Annotated in this window: 16 protein-coding genes; 12 read left to right on the forward strand and 4 right to left on the reverse strand. The window is 72.5% G+C overall.

What is annotated here, in order from left to right:
- The first annotated feature begins 126 nt into the window (after positions 1 to 126).
- The 4 genes from pdhA (at position 127) to IE332_RS02275 (ending at position 5,538) form a co-directional block, all read left to right on the forward strand.
- Entirely contained in the window at positions 127 to 1,266 is a 1,140-nt protein-coding gene (pdhA, locus tag IE332_RS02260) for a pyruvate dehydrogenase (acetyl-transferring) E1 component subunit alpha (protein ID WP_189913316.1), read from the forward strand.
- A complete protein-coding gene (locus IE332_RS02265) occupies positions 1,266 to 2,273 on the forward strand; it encodes an alpha-ketoacid dehydrogenase subunit beta (RefSeq protein WP_189913317.1) in 1,008 nt (335 codons plus the stop codon). The genes pdhA and IE332_RS02265 overlap by 1 nt, the downstream gene beginning before the upstream one ends.
- Positions 2,273 to 3,643 (forward strand): dihydrolipoamide acetyltransferase family protein, encoded by a 1,371-nt coding sequence (locus IE332_RS02270; RefSeq protein ID WP_189913551.1) that lies wholly within the window; start codon positions 2,273 to 2,275, stop codon positions 3,641 to 3,643. The genes IE332_RS02265 and IE332_RS02270 overlap by 1 nt, the downstream gene beginning before the upstream one ends.
- Positions 3,644 to 3,876: 233 nt before the next feature.
- On the forward strand, positions 3,877 to 5,538 hold the full coding sequence (locus tag IE332_RS02275; RefSeq protein WP_229928227.1) for a globin domain-containing protein: 1,662 nt from the start codon (positions 3,877 to 3,879) through the stop codon (positions 5,536 to 5,538).
- Here IE332_RS02275 and IE332_RS02280 read toward each other — a convergent pair whose 3' ends face one another.
- Positions 5,539 to 6,081: an NUDIX domain-containing protein gene (locus tag IE332_RS02280; RefSeq protein WP_189913318.1), complete on the reverse strand. Its 543-nt coding sequence runs from the start codon at positions 6,079 to 6,081 to the stop codon at positions 5,539 to 5,541. It lies immediately after the preceding gene.
- 143 nt (positions 6,082 to 6,224) lie between these two features.
- Here IE332_RS02280 and IE332_RS02285 point away from each other — a divergent pair, with 143 nt between their 5' ends.
- Positions 6,225 to 6,650, forward strand: coding sequence for an SsgA family sporulation/cell division regulator (locus tag IE332_RS02285; protein WP_189913319.1), 426 nt, complete (start codon positions 6,225 to 6,227; stop codon positions 6,648 to 6,650).
- Between the two features lie 113 nt (positions 6,651 to 6,763).
- Here the strand turns inward: IE332_RS02285 and IE332_RS02290 are convergent, their stop codons facing one another.
- Positions 6,764 to 7,144, reverse strand: coding sequence for a phage holin family protein (locus IE332_RS02290; protein WP_189913320.1), 381 nt, complete (start codon positions 7,142 to 7,144; stop codon positions 6,764 to 6,766).
- Positions 7,145 to 7,266: 122 nt separating this feature from the next.
- Between IE332_RS02290 and IE332_RS02295 the strand changes: the two genes are divergently transcribed.
- From IE332_RS02295 to IE332_RS02320, 6 genes are all read left to right on the forward strand, one after another.
- Positions 7,267 to 7,584: a cupin domain-containing protein gene (locus tag IE332_RS02295; RefSeq protein ID WP_189913321.1), complete on the forward strand. Its 318-nt coding sequence runs from the start codon at positions 7,267 to 7,269 to the stop codon at positions 7,582 to 7,584.
- Between the two features lie 103 nt (positions 7,585 to 7,687).
- Positions 7,688 to 8,356, forward strand: a complete 669-nt coding sequence (gene tenA / locus IE332_RS02300) for a thiaminase II (RefSeq protein WP_189913322.1) — start codon at positions 7,688 to 7,690, stop codon at positions 8,354 to 8,356.
- Positions 8,357 to 8,583: 227 nt separating this feature from the next.
- Positions 8,584 to 8,784: a DUF5326 family protein gene (locus IE332_RS02305; protein WP_189913323.1), complete on the forward strand. Its 201-nt coding sequence runs from the start codon at positions 8,584 to 8,586 to the stop codon at positions 8,782 to 8,784.
- 338 nt (positions 8,785 to 9,122) lie between these two features.
- Complete coding sequence (gene thiC / locus IE332_RS02310) at positions 9,123 to 10,937, forward strand: phosphomethylpyrimidine synthase ThiC (protein WP_189913324.1); 1,815 nt, start codon at positions 9,123 to 9,125, stop codon at positions 10,935 to 10,937.
- Between the two features lie 361 nt (positions 10,938 to 11,298).
- The gene (locus tag IE332_RS02315) at positions 11,299 to 12,375 is read left to right on the forward strand and encodes a hypothetical protein (protein WP_189913325.1); all 1,077 of its coding nucleotides are present in this window, start codon (positions 11,299 to 11,301) and stop codon (positions 12,373 to 12,375) included.
- On the forward strand, positions 12,365 to 13,786 hold the full coding sequence (locus tag IE332_RS02320) for a toll/interleukin-1 receptor domain-containing protein (protein ID WP_189913326.1): 1,422 nt from the start codon (positions 12,365 to 12,367) through the stop codon (positions 13,784 to 13,786). Before IE332_RS02315 ends, IE332_RS02320 begins: the two co-directional genes overlap by 11 nt.
- A gap of 130 nt (positions 13,787 to 13,916) precedes the next feature.
- Here the strand turns inward: IE332_RS02320 and IE332_RS02325 are convergent, their stop codons facing one another.
- Positions 13,917 to 14,303, reverse strand: a complete 387-nt coding sequence (locus tag IE332_RS02325; RefSeq protein ID WP_189913327.1) for a VOC family protein — start codon at positions 14,301 to 14,303, stop codon at positions 13,917 to 13,919.
- A 148-nt stretch (positions 14,304 to 14,451) separates the two neighbouring features.
- Between IE332_RS02325 and IE332_RS02330 the strand changes: the two genes are divergently transcribed.
- Complete coding sequence (locus tag IE332_RS02330) at positions 14,452 to 15,378, forward strand: LysR family transcriptional regulator (RefSeq protein WP_189913328.1); 927 nt, start codon at positions 14,452 to 14,454, stop codon at positions 15,376 to 15,378.
- A 35-nt stretch (positions 15,379 to 15,413) separates the two neighbouring features.
- Here IE332_RS02330 and IE332_RS02335 read toward each other — a convergent pair whose 3' ends face one another.
- Positions 15,414 to 16,250, reverse strand: coding sequence for a helix-turn-helix domain-containing protein (locus IE332_RS02335; RefSeq protein ID WP_189913329.1), 837 nt, complete (start codon positions 16,248 to 16,250; stop codon positions 15,414 to 15,416).
- Between the last annotated feature and the right edge of the window lie 49 nt (positions 16,251 to 16,299).

Genomic DNA, 16,299 nt, shown 5'->3' on the forward strand with positions numbered 1-16,299 from the left:
ACGTAATGCCACCAGTCGACCGCCGCGCAGGCCGAATGTCCACCACCTTGTCACGCTTCTGGCCAAGATGAACAGACGACCGAACAATCGGTAGGGAGCCCCCGCCACCCCTGGAGGTGCCCCGAGATGACCGTTCTCGACCACAGACACCACACGGGCGTGCCCGGTTGGTCGCCCGGAGCCACCGCCCCGCGCACCGACCCGGCCCCCCTTCTCCCGGACCTCTCCCCCGTCCGGGTGCTCGGCACCCCCGCGCTGGAGAAGTACGAGCCGGCGCTGCTGCGCGAGCTCTACCGGCGCCTGGTCGTCGGCCGCCGCTACAACCAGCAGGCCACCACCCTGACGAAGCAGGGTCGACTCGCCGTCTACCCGGCGTCCACCGGCCAGGAGGCCTGCCAGATCGCCGCCGCGCTGGTGCTCGGCGAGCGGGACTGGCTGTTCCCCAGCTACCGCGACACCCTCGCCGTGGTCTCCCGGGGCGTCGACCCGCTGGAGGCGCTGACCCTGCTGCGGGGCAACGCCCACACCGGCTACGACCCGCGCGCCAGCCGTACCGCCCCGCTCTGCACCCCGCTCGCCACCCAGGCCCCGCACGCCGTCGGGCTGGCGCACGCCGCCCGGCTCAGCGGCGAGCCCGCCGTCGCGCTGGCGATGCTCGGCGACGGCGGCACCAGCGAGGGCGACTTCCACGAGGCGCTGAACTTCGCCGCCGTGCTCAACGCGCCGGTCGTCTTCCTGGTCCAGAACAACGGCTACGCGATCTCCGTACCGCTCAGCGCGCAGTCCGCCGCGCCCAGCCTGGCGCACAAGGCCGTCGGCTACGGCATGCCGGGCCGGCTGGTCGACGGCAACGACGCCCCCGCCGTGCACTCCGTGCTGGCCGAGGCGGTCGAGCGGGCCCGCGGCGGTGGCGGTCCGACCCTGGTCGAGGCCCTGACCTACCGGATCGAGGCCCACACCAACGCGGACGACGCCACCCGCTACCGCACCGAACCCGAGGTGGCCGCCTGGCGGGACCACGACCCGATCCTGCTGATGGAGCGCGCGCTGCGCGGACTCGGCGTGCTGGACGACGCCCTCGTGCGGGAGTCGGCGGACGAGGCGGAGGCGCTGGCGGCCCGGATGCGGGCCGAGTTCCACGCCGACCCGGCCCTGGACCCGATGGCCCTGTTCGCCCACGTCTACGCCGAGCCGACCCCGCAGCTGCGGGAGCAGGCCGCCCAGTTGTCCGCCGAGCTGGCCGCCGAGGCCGAGGTGCAGCACTGATGTCCACCGTCGTTTCCTCCGGTGCCCGTACCGCCTCCATGGCGCAGGCGCTCAACTCCGCGCTCCGGGACGCCATGCGCGAGGACCCGGCGGTGCACGTCCTCGGCGAGGACGTCGGCGCGCTCGGCGGCGTCTTCCGGATCACCGACGGGCTGACCGCCGAGTTCGGCCCGGACCGCTGCCTGGACACCCCGCTCGCCGAGGCCGGCATCCTCGGCACCGCGATCGGCATGGCGATGTACGGGCTGCGCCCGGTGGTCGAGATGCAGTTCGACGCCTTCGCCTACCCGGCGCTGGAGCAGCTGTTCTCGCACGTCGCCAAGATGCGCAACCGCACGGCCGGCCGGCTCCCGCTGCCGATCACCGTCCGGATCCCGTACGGCGGCGGCATCGGCGGGGTCGAGCACCACAGCGACGCCTCCGAGGCGTACTACACCAGCACCCCCGGCCTGCACGTGGTCACGCCCGCGACGGTGGGCGACGCGTACGGGCTGCTGCGCGCCTCGATCGCCTCCGACGACCCGGTCGTCTTCCTGGAGCCCAAGCGGCTCTACTGGGGCAAGGACGGGTTCGACCCGGCGGCGCCGGTCGAGCCGATCGGCAAGGCCGTGCTGCGGCGCGCCGGGACGTCCGCCGTGCTGATCACCTACGGCCCCTCGCTGCCGGTCTGCCTGGAGGCGGCCGAGACGGCGAAGGCCGAGGGCTGGGACCTGGCCGTGCTGGACCTGCGCACCCTGGTGCCGTTCGACGACGAGACGGTCTGCCGGGTGGTGCGCTCGCTCGGCCGGGCCGTGGTGGTGCACGAGGCGACCGGCTTCGGCGGCACCGGAGCGGAGATCGCCGCGCGGGTCACCGAGCGCTGCTTCCACCACCTGGCCGCGCCCGTACTGCGGGTCACCGGCTTCGACATCCCGTACCCGCCGCCGATGCTGGAGCACCACCACCTGCCCGGGGTGGACCGGATCCTGGACGCGGTCGCCCGGCTGCAGTGGGAGGACCGAGCATGATGCCCGTCGTACGGGAGTTCCGGCTGCCCGACCTCGGTGAGGGGCTCACCGGGGCGGAGGTGGTGCGCTGGATGGTCGAGGTCGGCGAGGTGATCGCGATCGACCAGCCGGTGGTGGAGGTGGAGACCGCCAAGGCCGTGGTGGAGGTGCCCTGCCCGTACGGCGGGGTGGTCACCGCGCGGTACGGCGAGGAGGGCGAGGAGATCGCCGTCGGCGCGCCGCTGGTGACGGTCGCGGTGGCCGCGCCGGGCGGGGGCTCCGACGAGCCGGTCGGGTCTGCTCCCGGATCCTCGGCTTCGGCCGGGTTCTCGGCTTCGGCCGAGGTGGAGCGGCCGCTGGTCGGGTACGGCGTCGCGGAGACCGGGAAGGGCGGGCGGCGGCGCCGGGTCGGTGCGGCTGCTCCTGCTGTTCCCGTCGTTTCCGCTGCGCCTGCTGCTCCGGCTGTTCCCGCTGTGCCGACTGCGCCTGCTGCTCCGGCCGTGGTGCCGGTGATCTCGCCGCTGGTGCGGCGGCTGGCCCGGGAGCAGGGGGTCGACCTGACCGCGCTCACCGGCAGCGGGCCGGACGGGCTGATCATGCGGGCGGACGTCGAACGGGCGGTCGCGGCCACGGTGGCGGCTCCGGTCGCGGCCAAGGCCGCCGGGACCGGTGCGGCCGGTGCGTCCGTCGGGTCCGTCGCTTCGGAGAACGTCGTCCCGTTGCGCGGGCTGCGCAAGGCGGTGGCCGAGAAGCTCAGCCGCAGTCACCGGGAGATCCCGGCCGCGACCTGCTGGGTGGACGCCGACGCCACCGAACTGATGGCACTGCGGCGGCAGTTGAACGCGACCCCGGGCCCGAAGGTGAGCGTGCTGGCGCTGCTGGCGCGGATCTGCACGGTCGCGCTGGCGCGCTTCCCCGAGCTCAACTCCTCGGTGACCGAGGACGGTTCGGGCATCGTCCGGCACCCGGCGGTGCATCTGGGCTTCGCCGCGCAGGGCGAGCGCGGCCTGGTCGTCCCGGTGGTGCGGGACGCGCAGGACCGCAGCACCGAGCAACTGGTCGAGGAGCTGGCCCGGTTGACCGAGTCGGCGCGCGGCAGCTCGCTCTCCCCGGCCGAACTGACCGGCGGTACCTTCACGTTGAACAACTACGGGGTGTTCGGCGTGGACGGTTCCACCCCGATCCTCAACCACCCCGAGGCGGCGATGCTCGGGGTCGGCCGGATCGTGGCCAAACCCTGGGTCCACGGCGGGGAGTTGGCGGTGCGCGAGGTGACGCAGCTGTCGTTCACCTTCGACCACCGGGTCTGCGACGGCGGGACGGCGGGCGGATTCCTGCGGTTCGTCGCGGACTGCGTGGAGCAGCCCGGGATGCTGCTGCGGCAGCTCTGAGGGCATCCGCCGCGCACGGACGACGGTTGCCCTGGGTGGACGGGGGGCCACTCAGGGCAACCGCGATCGAGTGAGAGTAGCGCGTTCCCGGGCCGGGTGTCCGGGCTTCGCGCGATTTGTCGGATGAGCAGTTCGGGCGTGCCACGCTGCCTAGGCGTCAGCAGAGACAAGCCAGGTGGTGGCGCAGGCCGGCCGGAGGCGAAACGATTCTCTTGGGTACTCGAAACGTAGCGGTGAAGTCCCGCAGAACACTTCTGGTCCGCACCGGGCACGGTTCGGCGGGGGCCTCCTCCGTCCCGGGCCTGCCGGAGCTCCCGTCCGAGGACCCGGCGGTGCGGCAGGCACGCCGGTCGGAGGAGCCCCGCTCGGCGGAGCCGGTGCGGCCGCCGATGCCGCTGGACCCGCCGGACCTCCCGCCGGTGGCCGCGCCCCTCGCTCCGGCGATGCCTCTCGCTCCGGCCGCGACCGGCATCCCGGCGATGCCCGGCATCCCGGCGATGCCCGGCATCCCGGCGATGCCCGCCGAGCCGCCGGCCGTCCCGGCGCCGAGCTACCCGGAGGCGGTCATGACCACCGGGACCTCGCCCGCCTTCCGTCCGCTGTTCGCCGATGCCCCCGGGCTCAACTGGGCCGGGCCGGGCGACAGTTGGAGCGACGCCTGGGCCGTTCAGCCGCCCGTCGAGCACCCGTCGGCCGCCGTGCCGGCCGCCGCGCCGGCCCTCCCGGCCGGTGGACAGCTCGTCCCCGCCGTCGAACTCCCCCTCACCGCCCGGGACATCGAGCTGATCCGGGCCAGCCTCGCCGTCGTCGAGCCGGTCGCCGACCGGGCCACCGCGCACTTCTACGCGCTGCTCTTCCTGCAGCACCCCGAGGTCCGCTCGCTCTTCCCCGCCGCCATGGACGTCCAGCGCGACCGGCTCTTCCGCGCCCTGCTGGACGCCGCGCGCGGCGCCGAGGACCCGGTGGCCCTGACCGCCAAGCTGGGCGGGCTCGGCCGGGGCCACCGCCGGTACGGCACGCTGACCGGCCACTACGCCCCGGTGGGGGAGTGCCTGGTGCAGGCACTGGCCCGGTACGCGGGCGCCCGCTGGGACGCCGAGACCGAACTGGCCTGGCGCCGCGCCTACCGGCTGATCTCCTCGATCATGATCGAGGCCGCCGAGGAGGCCGCCCGCACCTCGCCGCCCTGGTGGCAGGGCGAGGTCGTCCGGCACGAGCGCCCCGCCCGGGACATCGCGGTGATCACCGTCCGCCCCGACCAGGCGTACCCGTTCCGGGCCGGGCAGTACACCAGCCTGGAGACGCCCTGGTGGCCGCGGGTCTGGCGGCACTACTCCTTCGCCACCGCCCCCCGGCCGGACGGGCTGCTGACCTTCCACGTCAAGGCCGTCCAGGCGGGCTGGGTGAGCAACGCGCTGGTCCACCGGGCCGCGCCCGGGGACGTCCTGCGGCTCGGCCCGGCGGCCGGGTCGATGACCGTCGACCACACCGCCGGCGGGGACCTGCTCTGCCTCGGCGGCGGCACCGGCATCGCGCCGGTCGGCGCCCTGGTCGAGGAGATCGCCGGGCACGGCGTGCCCGGCCGCCGGGTCGAGGTGTTCTACGGGGCCCGCCGCGCCGCCGAGCTGTACGCGCTGGACGGGCTGCGCGAACTGGCCCGGGTCCACCCCTGGCTGACGGTCCGCCCGGTGCTCTCCGGCACCGGCCCGGCCGAGGGCGCGCTGACCGGCGAACTGCCCGAGGTGGTGGGCCGGTTCGGCCCGTGGGCGGACCGCGAGGCGGTGCTCAGCGGGCCGCCCGCGATGGTGCGCCGGGGCGTCGGGGTGCTGCTCCGGGCCGGCGTCCCGGCCGAGCGGATCCGGCACGACCTGGTCGGCGACCTGGCCGCCGGGTGATCACCCGAGATCGGGCGCGAGCAGCGCGCGGATGCCCTCGATGTTGGCCGCCAGGTACGCCCGCAGCCGGGGCGGCACCACATTGACCGAGGTGACCCCCTCCCGGGTGAACGGCAGCCGGACCACCTCGTACTCGCCGTTCGGCTCCGTCACCTCCGGCCCGTGCCGCCGGCTGAGGTCCATCGAGGCGAGCCGGCAGACGAAGAAGTGCTGCACCTTGACCCCGTGCGGATGCAGCGGCGTCCCGTCGTCGTGGTGCGTGTGGCTGATGGTGTCGACGAAGGCGGGCACCACGTCCACGACCTTGCCGCCGAGCTCCTCGTCCACCTCGCGGTGCAGCGCCTCGACCACCGTCCGGTCCTCGCGCTCGACCCCGCCGCCGGGCGTGATCCAGTACGGGTGCGGCGCGCCCGGCCGGACCCGTCGGATCAGCACGATCGACGCCGGGCCGTACGGATCGTCGGGGTCCAGCTCCAGCAGGATCGCCCGGGCGGTGCGCTTCACGACCGGGCGCGGTGGCGGGGTTCGGTTCTCGTGGTCCATGGCCACCTCCGGGGCTGGAGCGTTGTGCGGGAGTCTCCCGCGCCGGGAATGCGTCGAAACCCGGGGAATCGACCGAAACGCGGACCCGCCCGGGCCGCCACCGCGCGCGTCGCGGGAACCGCAGAACGAGAGGTAGGGGCGCCATGCAGCACAGCACCGTCCAGGGCCACCTGGTGATGGACCTCCTGGTCTCGCAGGAGCTCTCCCTCCGCATCCGGGTGGACCTGGCGTACGAGGCCGCCGACCCGTACGCCGTCCGGTTCACCTTCGACCTGCCCGGCGACGCGCCGGTCACCTGGTACTTCGCGCGGGAGCTGCTGCTCGAAGGGATCGGCGGCCCGGCGGGCGAGGGCGACGTGCACATCCACCCGGTCGGCGAGGAGCGCTCGGAGGTCCGCGTCGTGCTGCGGTCCCCGCACGGCCAGGCCGCGCTGCGGGCCCCGTCGGCGCCGCTGACCGCCTTCCTGGCGCGCACCGGCCGGCTGGTGCCGATGGGGCGGGAACTCGCCGGGCGGGAGCTCGACGCCGAGCTCGCGGACATCCTCAGGGGGCGCGAGAACGCGGGGTGAGGCACGGGGTGCGGCGCGGGGTGGGGGCCGGCCGCGGCTGGGCGGACGACGAAGGGGCCCGTCCCCGGTGGACCACCCGGGTACGGGCCCCTCGCGCGGGCGCACGTCGGCGGTCAGTCGTCGTCCAGGGCCAGGTGCAGGCCCCAGGCCACCAGGCTGATGATCAGCGAACCGACCAGCGCGTTCCCGAAGTTGTTCACGTGGAAGTCCAGCTCCAGCCTCCCGGACGCCCACGAGGTCAGCATCAGCATCAGGGCGTTGATCACGAAGGTGATCAGGCCCAGCGTGAGGATGAACAACGGGAACGAGAACAGCTTGACCACCGGCTTGATCAGCCAGTTGACGAGGCCGAAGACCACGGCGACGCCGAGCACCGTGAGTGCCTTGTGCTGCCAGTCGGCCTTGCCCTGGGCGAGTTGGATGCCGCTGACGATCCAGGCGGCGACCCAGATGGCCACCGCGTTGATCAGTGTCTTGATGACGAAACCCTTCATGCCGCCCAAGAGTGGCAGGCCGGGCCTCCCGGGGGAACCACCACACGGCGGGTTGGTGTTGAATGCCCCTGGTCCCGGAGGTGGACGGACGGTCCCGGAGCGGACGAAGGAGGACGGCGGCGGTGAAGCTGTTCCGGCTGGACGAACTGGACGCCGAACGGGCGGCCAACGACGGCGCGTACCTGCGGTTCCTGCGCGAACCGCACATGTCCGCCGGGCTGTACGCGCTCTCCCCCGGTGACACCGACCCGCAGACGGCGCACGACCAGGACGAGATCTACCAGGTGATCAGCGGCCGCGCCGAGCTGACCGTCGGCGCCGAGACAGCGACGGTCGGACGCGGCACCGTGGTGTACGTCCCGGCGGGCACCCCGCACCGGTTCCACCACGTCACCGAGGAGCTGCGGGTGCTGGTCGTGTTCTCGCCGCCGGAGGCCTGAGCGTTCCGGAGGCCTGAGCGTTCCGGAGGGCTGAGCGTTCCGGAGGGCTGAGCGTTCCGGAGACCTGAGCAGGGAGAAGGAGGGCTCGCTTAGGGTCGTCCGCATGACCCGCAGCCTCACCGAAGAACTCTGGGCCTCGATCGAGCCGGTCTACGCCGAGATCCTCGCCCACCCCTTCCTCGCCGGCCTCACCGACGGCACCCTGCCGCGCGAGGCCTTCCGCCACTTCGTCGTCCAGGACTCGCACTACCTGCGCGACTACGCCCGCGCCCTCGCCGTCTGCGCCGCCAAGGCGCCCGGTGAGCAGGACGTCCGGGCCTTCGCGGACGACGCGGTCGGCGCGCTGGCCGCCGAGCAGGGCATGCACGCCGAGTTCCTGACCGCCTTCGGCGGCACCGCCGAGCAGGCCGCGGCCGAGCCGGTGCTGCCCACCACCCGCGCCTACACCAGCTACCTGCTGGCCACCGTCTACGGCGGGTCCTTCGCCGAGGCGCTCGGCGCGGTGCTGCCCTGCTACTGGATCTACGCCCGGGTCGGCGAGGCGCTGCTCGCCCAGGGCTCCCCCGAGCCGCTCTACGCCCAGTGGATCGCGACCTACGGCGACGAGGCGTTCCAGTCGGTGGTCCGCCGGGTGCTGGCCCTCACGGACCGGATCGGCGAGGAGCTCTCCCCGGCCGAGCGCCGCAAGGTGGTGGACCACTTCGTGACCACCTCGCGCTACGAGTGGATGTTCTGGGACGCCGCCTGGCGCGGCGAGCGCTGGCCGGTCTGACCGGCGGCGGAGCCCGTTCCCGGCCGTTCGGCGGGGGTCTTCCGGGGGGGTCTCCCCGTAGATCCGCAAGGGGTCTTCCCGGGGGTCGGGGTCGGGGTGATCTCGGGGTTCTCTCCGGGCCGTTGGCCCTCGTTCCGGCACTCCGGCCCCCGTACGATCGAAGTATCGAAAGCAAGCGGGATGCGGCACCGGACGGCGGCCGACCCGAGGGGAGAAGAGGAACCGACATGGCTGAGCTCTGGAAGTCGCTGCCCTCCTGGGTGCGCAACATCGTCATCCCGGTGCTGGTCCTGGTGCTGGCCTGGAACATCGTCGCCTTCGTCTTCGGCGTGGTCGGGGCGCTGGTCTGGTTCGCGATCAAGCTGCTGGTGGTGGTCGGCATCGCGGCCGCGGTGGTGATCCTGGTGAAGAAGGCCGCCAGGAGCTGACCGCCCTCCCCCGCACCGCCGCCCTGAGGCCCGGTCCCCGTCACGGGGAGCCGGGCCTCGGCCGTTCCCGTTCCCGGGCATCCCGCCCGCCTGCCTCCGCCTGCTGCCTCCGCCCGCTGCCTCCGCCCGACGCTTCCGGCCGGTGGACCCGCTCTGGACCTGCGCCGATCGGCTCGCTACGGTGTTGGGCGTCATGTGCAGGCAACACCGCCTGCGACGCGGGAGCTCGGAGCACCGGGCTGAGAGGGCGCTGACCGGGACGTCGACGGACGGACCGACGGCTGCGTCGACCGCAGGAACCTGGACCGGGTAATGCCGGCGTAGGGAGTAGAGGTCAGATGACCACGTTCGACGCACAGCCGCAGTCTGCCCAGAGCGCCCCCAGCAGCGAGCGCACGGGCTACCCGACCCCGGCTTGGCGCAAGGCCTACCGCGAGGGATCCCGCCCCGACCTGCGGGTCCCGTACCGCGAGGTGCGGCTCACCAACGACAAGTCCGTCCCGCTGTACGACACCTCCGGCCCGTACACCGACCCCGCGTACGAGCCCGACGTGCGGCGCGGCCTGCCCGCCCTGCGCGACCCGTGGATCCGCCAGCGCGGCGACGTCGAGGAGTACGACGGCCGCGAGCCGCGCCCCGAGGACGACGGGATCAAGCACACCGCTCCGCGCGGCGGCAACCTGCGCAACCTGGATGCCGTCTTCCCCGGCCGTCCGCGCCGCCCGCTGCGTGGCCGGGGCGGCGTCGCCGTCACCCAACTCGCGTACGCCAAGCGGGGCGTGGTGACCCCGGAGATGGAGTTCGTGGCGCTGCGCGAGGGCCTCGCGCCCGAGTTCGTGCGCGACGAGGTGGCCCGCGGCCGGGCCGTCATCCCGGTCAACGTGAACCACCCCGAGGTGGAGCCGGCCGTCATCGGCACCAACTTCCTGGTGAAGATCAACGCCAACATCGGCAACTCCGCCGTCACCTCCTCGATCGAGGAGGAGGTGGAGAAGATGACCTGGGCCACCCGCTGGGGCGCCGACACCGTCATGGACCTCTCCACCGGCCGCAACATCCACACCACCCGCGAGTGGATCCTGCGCAACTCCCCCGTGCCGATCGGCACCGTGCCGCTCTACCAGGCCCTGGAGAAGGTCGACGGCAAGGCCGAGGAGCTGAGCTGGGAGGTCTACCGTGACACGATCATCGAGCAGTGCGAGCAGGGCGTCGACTACATGACCGTCCACGCGGGCGTGCTGCTGCGCTACGTCCCGCTCACCGCCCGCCGCAAGACCGGCATCGTCTCGCGCGGCGGCTCGATCATGGCCGCCTGGTGCCTGGCGCACCACCAGGAGAACTTCCTCTACACCAACTTCGAGGAACTCTGCGACATCCTCGCCGCCTACGACGTGACCTTCTCGCTCGGTGACGGCCTGCGGCCCGGCTCCATCGCCGACGCCAACGACGAGGCGCAGTTCGCCGAGCTGCAGACCCTCGGCGAGCTCGGCCGGATCGCCCGCGAGCGCGACGTCCAGGTGATGATCGAGGGCCCGGGCCACGTCCCGATGCACAAGATCAAGGAGAACATGGATCTCCAGAAGGAGATCTGCGACGAGGCGCCGTTCTACACCCTCGGCCCGCTCACCACGGACGTCGCCCCCGGCTACGACCACATCACCTCGGGCATCGGCGCCGCGATGATCGCCTGGTGGGGCACCGCGATGCTCTGCTACGTCACGCCCAAGGAGCACCTGGGCCTGCCCAACCGGGACGACGTCAAGACCGGCGTGATCACCTACAAGATCGCCGCCCACGCCGCCGACCTCGCCAAGGGCCACCCCGGCGCCCAGGAGTGGGACGACGCCCTCTCCGACGCCCGCTTCGAGTTCCGCTGGGAGGACCAGTTCAACCTGGCCCTCGACCCGGAGACCGCCCGCGCCTTCCACGACGAGACCCTCCCCGCCGAACCGGCCAAGACCGCCCACTTCTGCTCCATGTGCGGTCCCAAGTTCTGCTCGATGAAGATCTCCCAGAAGATCCGCGACGAGCACGGCGACGGCGCCACCGCCGTGGCCTCCGGCTACGACGCCGAGGCCGAGGCCGGCATGCAGGCCATGTCCGAGGAGTTCAAGGCCCAGGGCAGCCGGGTCTACCTCCCCCTCGCCGACTGACACCCCGCACGGCCCGAGGATGGGCGCCGCTTCACGAGGCTGACGGCCTCCGGGAGCGGCGTCCGTTCGGTTTCGGGCTCGGGCCCTGACGGCGATCGAGGTGGACGATGACGTTCTGGCGAAGCCCTGTGCTCCCCGAGGTGCCCCTGCCGAGCGTCCGGCCTCTGATATTTCGACAGTGCGTCGCTCCGGCCACCGGTCTCTGCCATGCTGTGGACCGAGTGTGACGAGCCGTCGGGCCATGTCGGGGCGTGCTGACCATGCGTCAGGCATTCGGGGTAGGAAGGCTGATTCCTTGGCTGGTGGGACCGCGCGCGGCGAGGGTTTAGCAGCCCTCGTTCCGCAGTCGAGCAGGCCCGTCGTGGCGGTGGTCGGAAGCACCCCGCCGGGGGATTCCGAGCGAGCTGATGGCAGTGTTTCGGCCGCACGGGCCGCCGAGGAGATCGGTGCCGCCCTCGCGGTGCGGGGATGCGATCTGATGGTCTATTCGAGCTCGCCCGCGTTCCTGGAACACCATGTTGTCACCGGGTACCTCGCCGGGGCGCCGATCTCGGCCCGGTCGATCCGGGTGCGGCCCCCGTTCGACCATCCGCGTATCGACTTCGCGGAGATGAACCAGCACGAGGAGGCCTTCGAGGTCCGCCATGAGGCCGGGGAGGACTGGGAGGTCGCCTTCTACCGGTCGCTGAGCGAGGTGCAGGGGATCGTCCTGATAGGCGGCGGCCGGACCACCCTGGTGACCGCGATGGTAGGACTGGCCTTCGAGATACCGCTGGCGCCGGTCGCAACCTTCGGTGGTGGCGCGCGCAAGGCCTGGGAGACGCTTGGCAGGGTCCGCAACCAGGCTACGGAGGACGAGATCTCCGATCTCGGGGCCGGCTGGCGGCCCGGTTCCGGTGAGCGCGTGGTGGAGATCCTGCTGGAACAGCGCCGCCGTCGGCTCACGCAACAGCGGCAGCGGGAGGAAGGCCGTCGGTCTCAGGCGCGGCGCGCGGGTCTGGGCCTCCTAGTCGGAACGGTGATGTTGCTGGCCGCCCTGGCGACGATCCCACTCACCTATGCCACCACGGGCAGCGCTTCGCTGAACCTGACCGCGCTCATCCTGGGCTCCTTGCTGGCGGCCATCTCCGGGGCCATCACCAGGACCTCGGTCGACCGCGGTGGCGACTGGTACCGAGCCTCCGCTCTCGGTATGGCCGCCGGCGCAGTGGCCTTTCTGCTCTTCGTGACGGCGCAGTTGGCCACATCGCCGGACATCCTGGCCGGAGCCGGCGCCAGAAGGCTGCTGTTCTTCGTGGTGTCCGTCGGTTTCATCGCGGGATTCACCTCCGATGCGGTCTACGCCAAGCTGCGGCAGCAGGACGTCCTCGACATGTCCGGGTTGAATTCGGCAGTGACCTCCCCGACGGCCGCGGAGGAGGAACCGGGTGGGCAATGACCGTGCACTTGCCGAGCGGCCCACCGTGTTCCTGAGCCACCGCTACCGGTCCGCGGACGTTAACCTCTTCTTCTGGCGCATCATCAGTGAGGTCCAGGAGGTGGCGTTTCGGGTCGACGAGGGCACCATGTTCACCAGCGTCACCCGGCTTGAGCGGCTGATCCGCGATGCCGACGGTTTCGTCGGCGTCTATCCGCTTCCGGGGGATTCCCAGGAGTCCTGGGACCTGGCGGAGTTGCGCCAGGAAGCCCGTTACTTCCTGCTGGAACTCGGCATCGCCATCCGCGCCCAGCGGCCGGCCATCGTGTTCTGCGACCATCGCTATCGGCGTCTGATGCAGTCGCCGCCGAGTGTCATGGTGATCGAGTACGACCCGCAGGAGATCTCGGATGCCCCGGATTCGGCGTTGGTCGCCAGGGTCAGCCGGGCCTACCGGGCCTTCGTCGAACGGCTGAGCCTCGCGATGGGCATCAGGAGGAAGGCGCGGGCTCACCAGGCCGGAAGGGTAGGACTGCTGCTGTCACGCGAGTACCAGCCGGAGGTCCGCGAAGCCCTGGAACAGGTGCTGAACGATACGGCGTGGGAGCCCGCGCCGTTACCCTGGCCACCGAGGTTCGACCCGGAGCTGATGACCCGGCTGCGTAGGCTCGACTGGGCGATCCTGGCCCTGGACGACCCGGCGGCGCAGATGACGGCGGGCTTCGTCCTCGGGCACGGTGTGCCGCTGCTGCCGATGCTCCACGAGCGGAACGGCCCCCAGGCCGAGACCGCCGAGGAGGTGCTGTTCGGGGAGTCGGAGGTTGGGCACCGCAAGGCGATGCTCCGGTGGGAGTCCGAGGCGGATCTGGTGCCGGCGTTCCGCACGCATCTGAAGGTGATCGGTCAGCAGCCGCGCTACATCCGGGACGCCGGCCAGGCGGCCGAGTACTTCGCGTCGGCCAGCAGGCGCAAAGAGCAGGTCTTCCTCAGCTATGCGCGCGAGGACAGCGTGGTGGCGGCGGAGTTCAGCACTCTGCTGCGCGGCTCGTTCCAGAAGGTCTTCGACTACCGGGTGCAGGGTGCGATACGAGCCGGTGCGAACTGGATGGCCGAGCTCTCCGACGGGCTCTCCACCAGCGCGATCGGGGTGCTGCTGTTCTCGTCCAGTTACTGGCAGAGCAAGTGGTGCACCATGGAGGCGGAACGGCTCTACCGGGCCCACATCGAGGGCCGTGCCCGACTGCTTCCGGTCTGCCTGGAACGAACCGCGGTGCCGGAGCCGTTCAGCGGGCTCCAGTACCGGGCGCTGTACCAGTCGAGCGCCGAGGACATCGTTGCCGAGCTCGTGCGCGAGTTCCCGCTCGCCGAGTCGCTGGAGGCGGTCGCTCTGCCGGACTCCCGGCGGCCGCGCGTGGAGAACTTCGGGGACTGAAGCAACCGATGGAGTCAGTGCCCGGGGCAACCGGCGCTACCTCCCCCTCGCCGACTGACACCCCGCACCACTGAAGCGCCGCCCCGGGGGATTCCCGGGGCGGCGCTTCGGGGTTGTGGGGCCGGGGCGGTCAGGCGGTGGTGTCCTGGGGGTACCAGCGGAGTTCGACGGTGTTGCCGTCGGGGTCGCGGACGTAGAGGGAGGTGGCGGTGCCGCGGGCGCCGTAGCGGGGGACGGGGCCTTCGAGGACGGTGAAGACGCCGGAGTCGATGACCTGCTGCCAGTCGAGGGGTTCGACGGTGAGGCAGATGTGGTCGACGTTGGACTCCTGCCGGGGGCGGCTGGTCAGGTCGATGATGGTGTCGGCGGTGACGCGGACGGACGGGAAGGACACCTTGCCGGCGCGCCACTCGTCGACGCGGACGGGCTCCAGGCCGAGGAGGCCGGCGTAGAAGGCCAGGGAGCGCTCGACGTCCGAGACGTTGAGGACGAGGTGGTCGAAGGCTATGACGCGCACGGTGGGTCCTTGGGTGGGACGGGGGACGGCGGGGGCGGTCCCACGCGGTCGGTGACGGGTTCCATGATCCTCCGGTCCGAAGGTCGGATCAACACACGATGACCGTACGATCGTTGAGCGGGATTCAACGATCGAGGGGTGGGGCGGCATGCTGGAACGGCTGGAGATCGAGGTCCTCCTCACGCTCGCCGAGGAGTTGCACTTCGGCCGGACCGCCGAGCGTCTGCACCTGACCACCGGGCGGGTCAGCCAGGTGGTGAAGAAGGTGGAGCGCCAGATCGGCGCCCCGCTGTTCGAGCGCACCAGCCGGTCGGTGCGGATCACCCCGGTGGGGCGGCAGTTGGCGGACGACCTGGTCCCGGTGGTGGAGGCGATGACGGCCGCGCTGCGGCGGGCTGAGGACGCCGGCCGGGGGGTGACGGGGGTGCTGCGGGTGGCGTTCCTCGGGGAGTGGACGGCGCCGGTGCTGCTGAAGGCGGTGGCGCTGTTCGGCGAGCGGCACCCGGAGTGCCGGGTCGACGTCCGCGAGGTGCAGCTCTCCGACTCCCGGGCGAGCCTGGTGGACGGTTCGGTGGACGTGCTGATCGCCTCCTACCCGTTCGACGGGATGGCCTGCGGACCGGTGCTGCTGACCGAGCAGCGGGTCCTGGCGGTGCCGGTCGGGCATCCGCTGGCCGGGGAGCGGTCGGTGTCGGTGGAGGTGCTGGCCGACCATCCGGTGGTGCAGTACCCGGCGGTCACCTCGGCGGCGTTCAAGCGGGACCGCACCCCCGACCACACCCCGTCGGGCCGTCCGGTGGCCAAGGGGCCGGCGGGCGGCACCTTCTCCGAGATGCTGGGCCTGGTCGCGATGGGCCGCGGTGTGCTGCCGGTCGGCGAGCACTCCCGCCGCTACTACCCGCGCCCGGACGTCGTGTACGTGCCGATCCACGACGCGCCCCCGATCGAGCGCGGCCCGATCTGGCGGGAGGGGAACTCGACGGCCCGGGTGCTCGCGTTCGTCCGGGCGGCGGCGGACGCCGCCGGTGGCCGCGAAGGGGGCGCGGTACCGTCCTGCGTGGCGGCGGCGGAGTGAGCGCCGCCGGGCGGTGAAGCCGCCCACGGGCGGGCTCAGGAGATGGCGCGCAGGCGGGGCGGGGCCGGGGTGAGCAGGCGGTCGAGGTGGGCGGCGGTCTCGTCGTCGGCGGGGAGCAGGACCAGGAGCTGCTGGGAGTCGTCGGGCAGTTCCAGGGTCTCGCGGTGGAGGCGGAGTTCGGGGCCGGCCGGGTGGTGGAGGCGCAGCGGGCCGCGCCGGGGGACGAGGTGGTTGCCGAGGCGGCGGGTGAACTCGGGGCCGGCGAGCGGGGCGAGGTCGGTGCTGAGCCACTCGGAGGCTTCGGCGGTGGGGCCGATCCAGAGGTCGAAGGCCTGTTCGTCGGCGATGTCGTCCCAGTCGGCGAAGAGGGTGCGGGCGCGCGGGTCGGTGAAGACGTAGCGGGTGAGGTTGGGGGCCGGGGTGTCGAGCAGGCCGGCCGCGCCGAGGACGGCCGCGTAGCCGCTGGTGTGGGCGAGGACGTCGCCGAGCCGGTTGGTGACGGCGGCGATGCCGGGTTCGAGCAGCCGCAGGGTCTCGCGGACGGTGGGGCGGATGTCGCGGGGTGCGGGGACGGGCCGGGTGCGGCCGGCGCACGCGCCGCCGGTGATCTTGGTGAGGTAGCGCAGGTGGTTGCGTTCGGCGGGGTCGAGGCTGAGGGCGTCGGCGAGCGCGTTGACCACGGGGGTGGAAGGGTTGCGGTCCCGGCCCTGCTCCAGCCGGGTCAGGTACTCGACGCTGATGCCGGCGCGGACGGCCAGATCGGAGCGGCGCAGTCCGGGTGAGCGGCGGCGGCCGTGGTCGGGCAGTCCCAGCGTCTCCGGCTGGATGCTGTCGCGCTTGGCGCGGATGAAGTCCCCCAGTGGTGTCCCCATATGACGAGCGTACGACTCGGTCCGACGTGGAGGGTGGCCCTGCGGGGGC

Origin of the sequence: Kitasatospora xanthocidica, from assembly GCF_014656195.1 — a bacterium.
In the GTDB taxonomy this organism is placed as follows: Bacteria; Actinomycetota; Actinomycetes; order Streptomycetales; family Streptomycetaceae; genus Kitasatospora; species Kitasatospora xanthocidica.

Excerpts from the sequence above, each read along its gene's own strand:
- pdhA (WP_189913316.1), top strand. The coding sequence starts at position 127 with ATGACCGTTCTCGACCACAGACACCACACGGGCGTGCCCGGTTGGTCG.
- IE332_RS02265 (WP_189913317.1), top strand. The coding sequence starts at position 1,266 with ATGTCCACCGTCGTTTCCTCCGGTGCCCGTACCGCCTCCATGGCGCAG.
- IE332_RS02270 (WP_189913551.1), top strand. The coding sequence starts at position 2,273 with ATGCCCGTCGTACGGGAGTTCCGGCTGCCCGACCTCGGTGAGGGGCTC.
- IE332_RS02280 (WP_189913318.1), bottom strand. The coding sequence starts at position 6,081 with ATGGACCACGAGAACCGAACCCCGCCACCGCGCCCGGTCGTGAAGCGC.
- IE332_RS02285 (WP_189913319.1), top strand. The coding sequence starts at position 6,225 with ATGCAGCACAGCACCGTCCAGGGCCACCTGGTGATGGACCTCCTGGTC.
- IE332_RS02290 (WP_189913320.1), bottom strand. The coding sequence starts at position 7,144 with ATGAAGGGTTTCGTCATCAAGACACTGATCAACGCGGTGGCCATCTGG.
- tenA (WP_189913322.1), top strand. The coding sequence starts at position 7,688 with ATGACCCGCAGCCTCACCGAAGAACTCTGGGCCTCGATCGAGCCGGTC.
- IE332_RS02305 (WP_189913323.1), top strand. The coding sequence starts at position 8,584 with ATGGCTGAGCTCTGGAAGTCGCTGCCCTCCTGGGTGCGCAACATCGTC.
- thiC (WP_189913324.1), top strand. The coding sequence starts at position 9,123 with ATGACCACGTTCGACGCACAGCCGCAGTCTGCCCAGAGCGCCCCCAGC.
- IE332_RS02330 (WP_189913328.1), top strand. The coding sequence starts at position 14,452 with ATGCTGGAACGGCTGGAGATCGAGGTCCTCCTCACGCTCGCCGAGGAG.
- IE332_RS02335 (WP_189913329.1), bottom strand. The coding sequence starts at position 16,250 with ATGGGGACACCACTGGGGGACTTCATCCGCGCCAAGCGCGACAGCATC.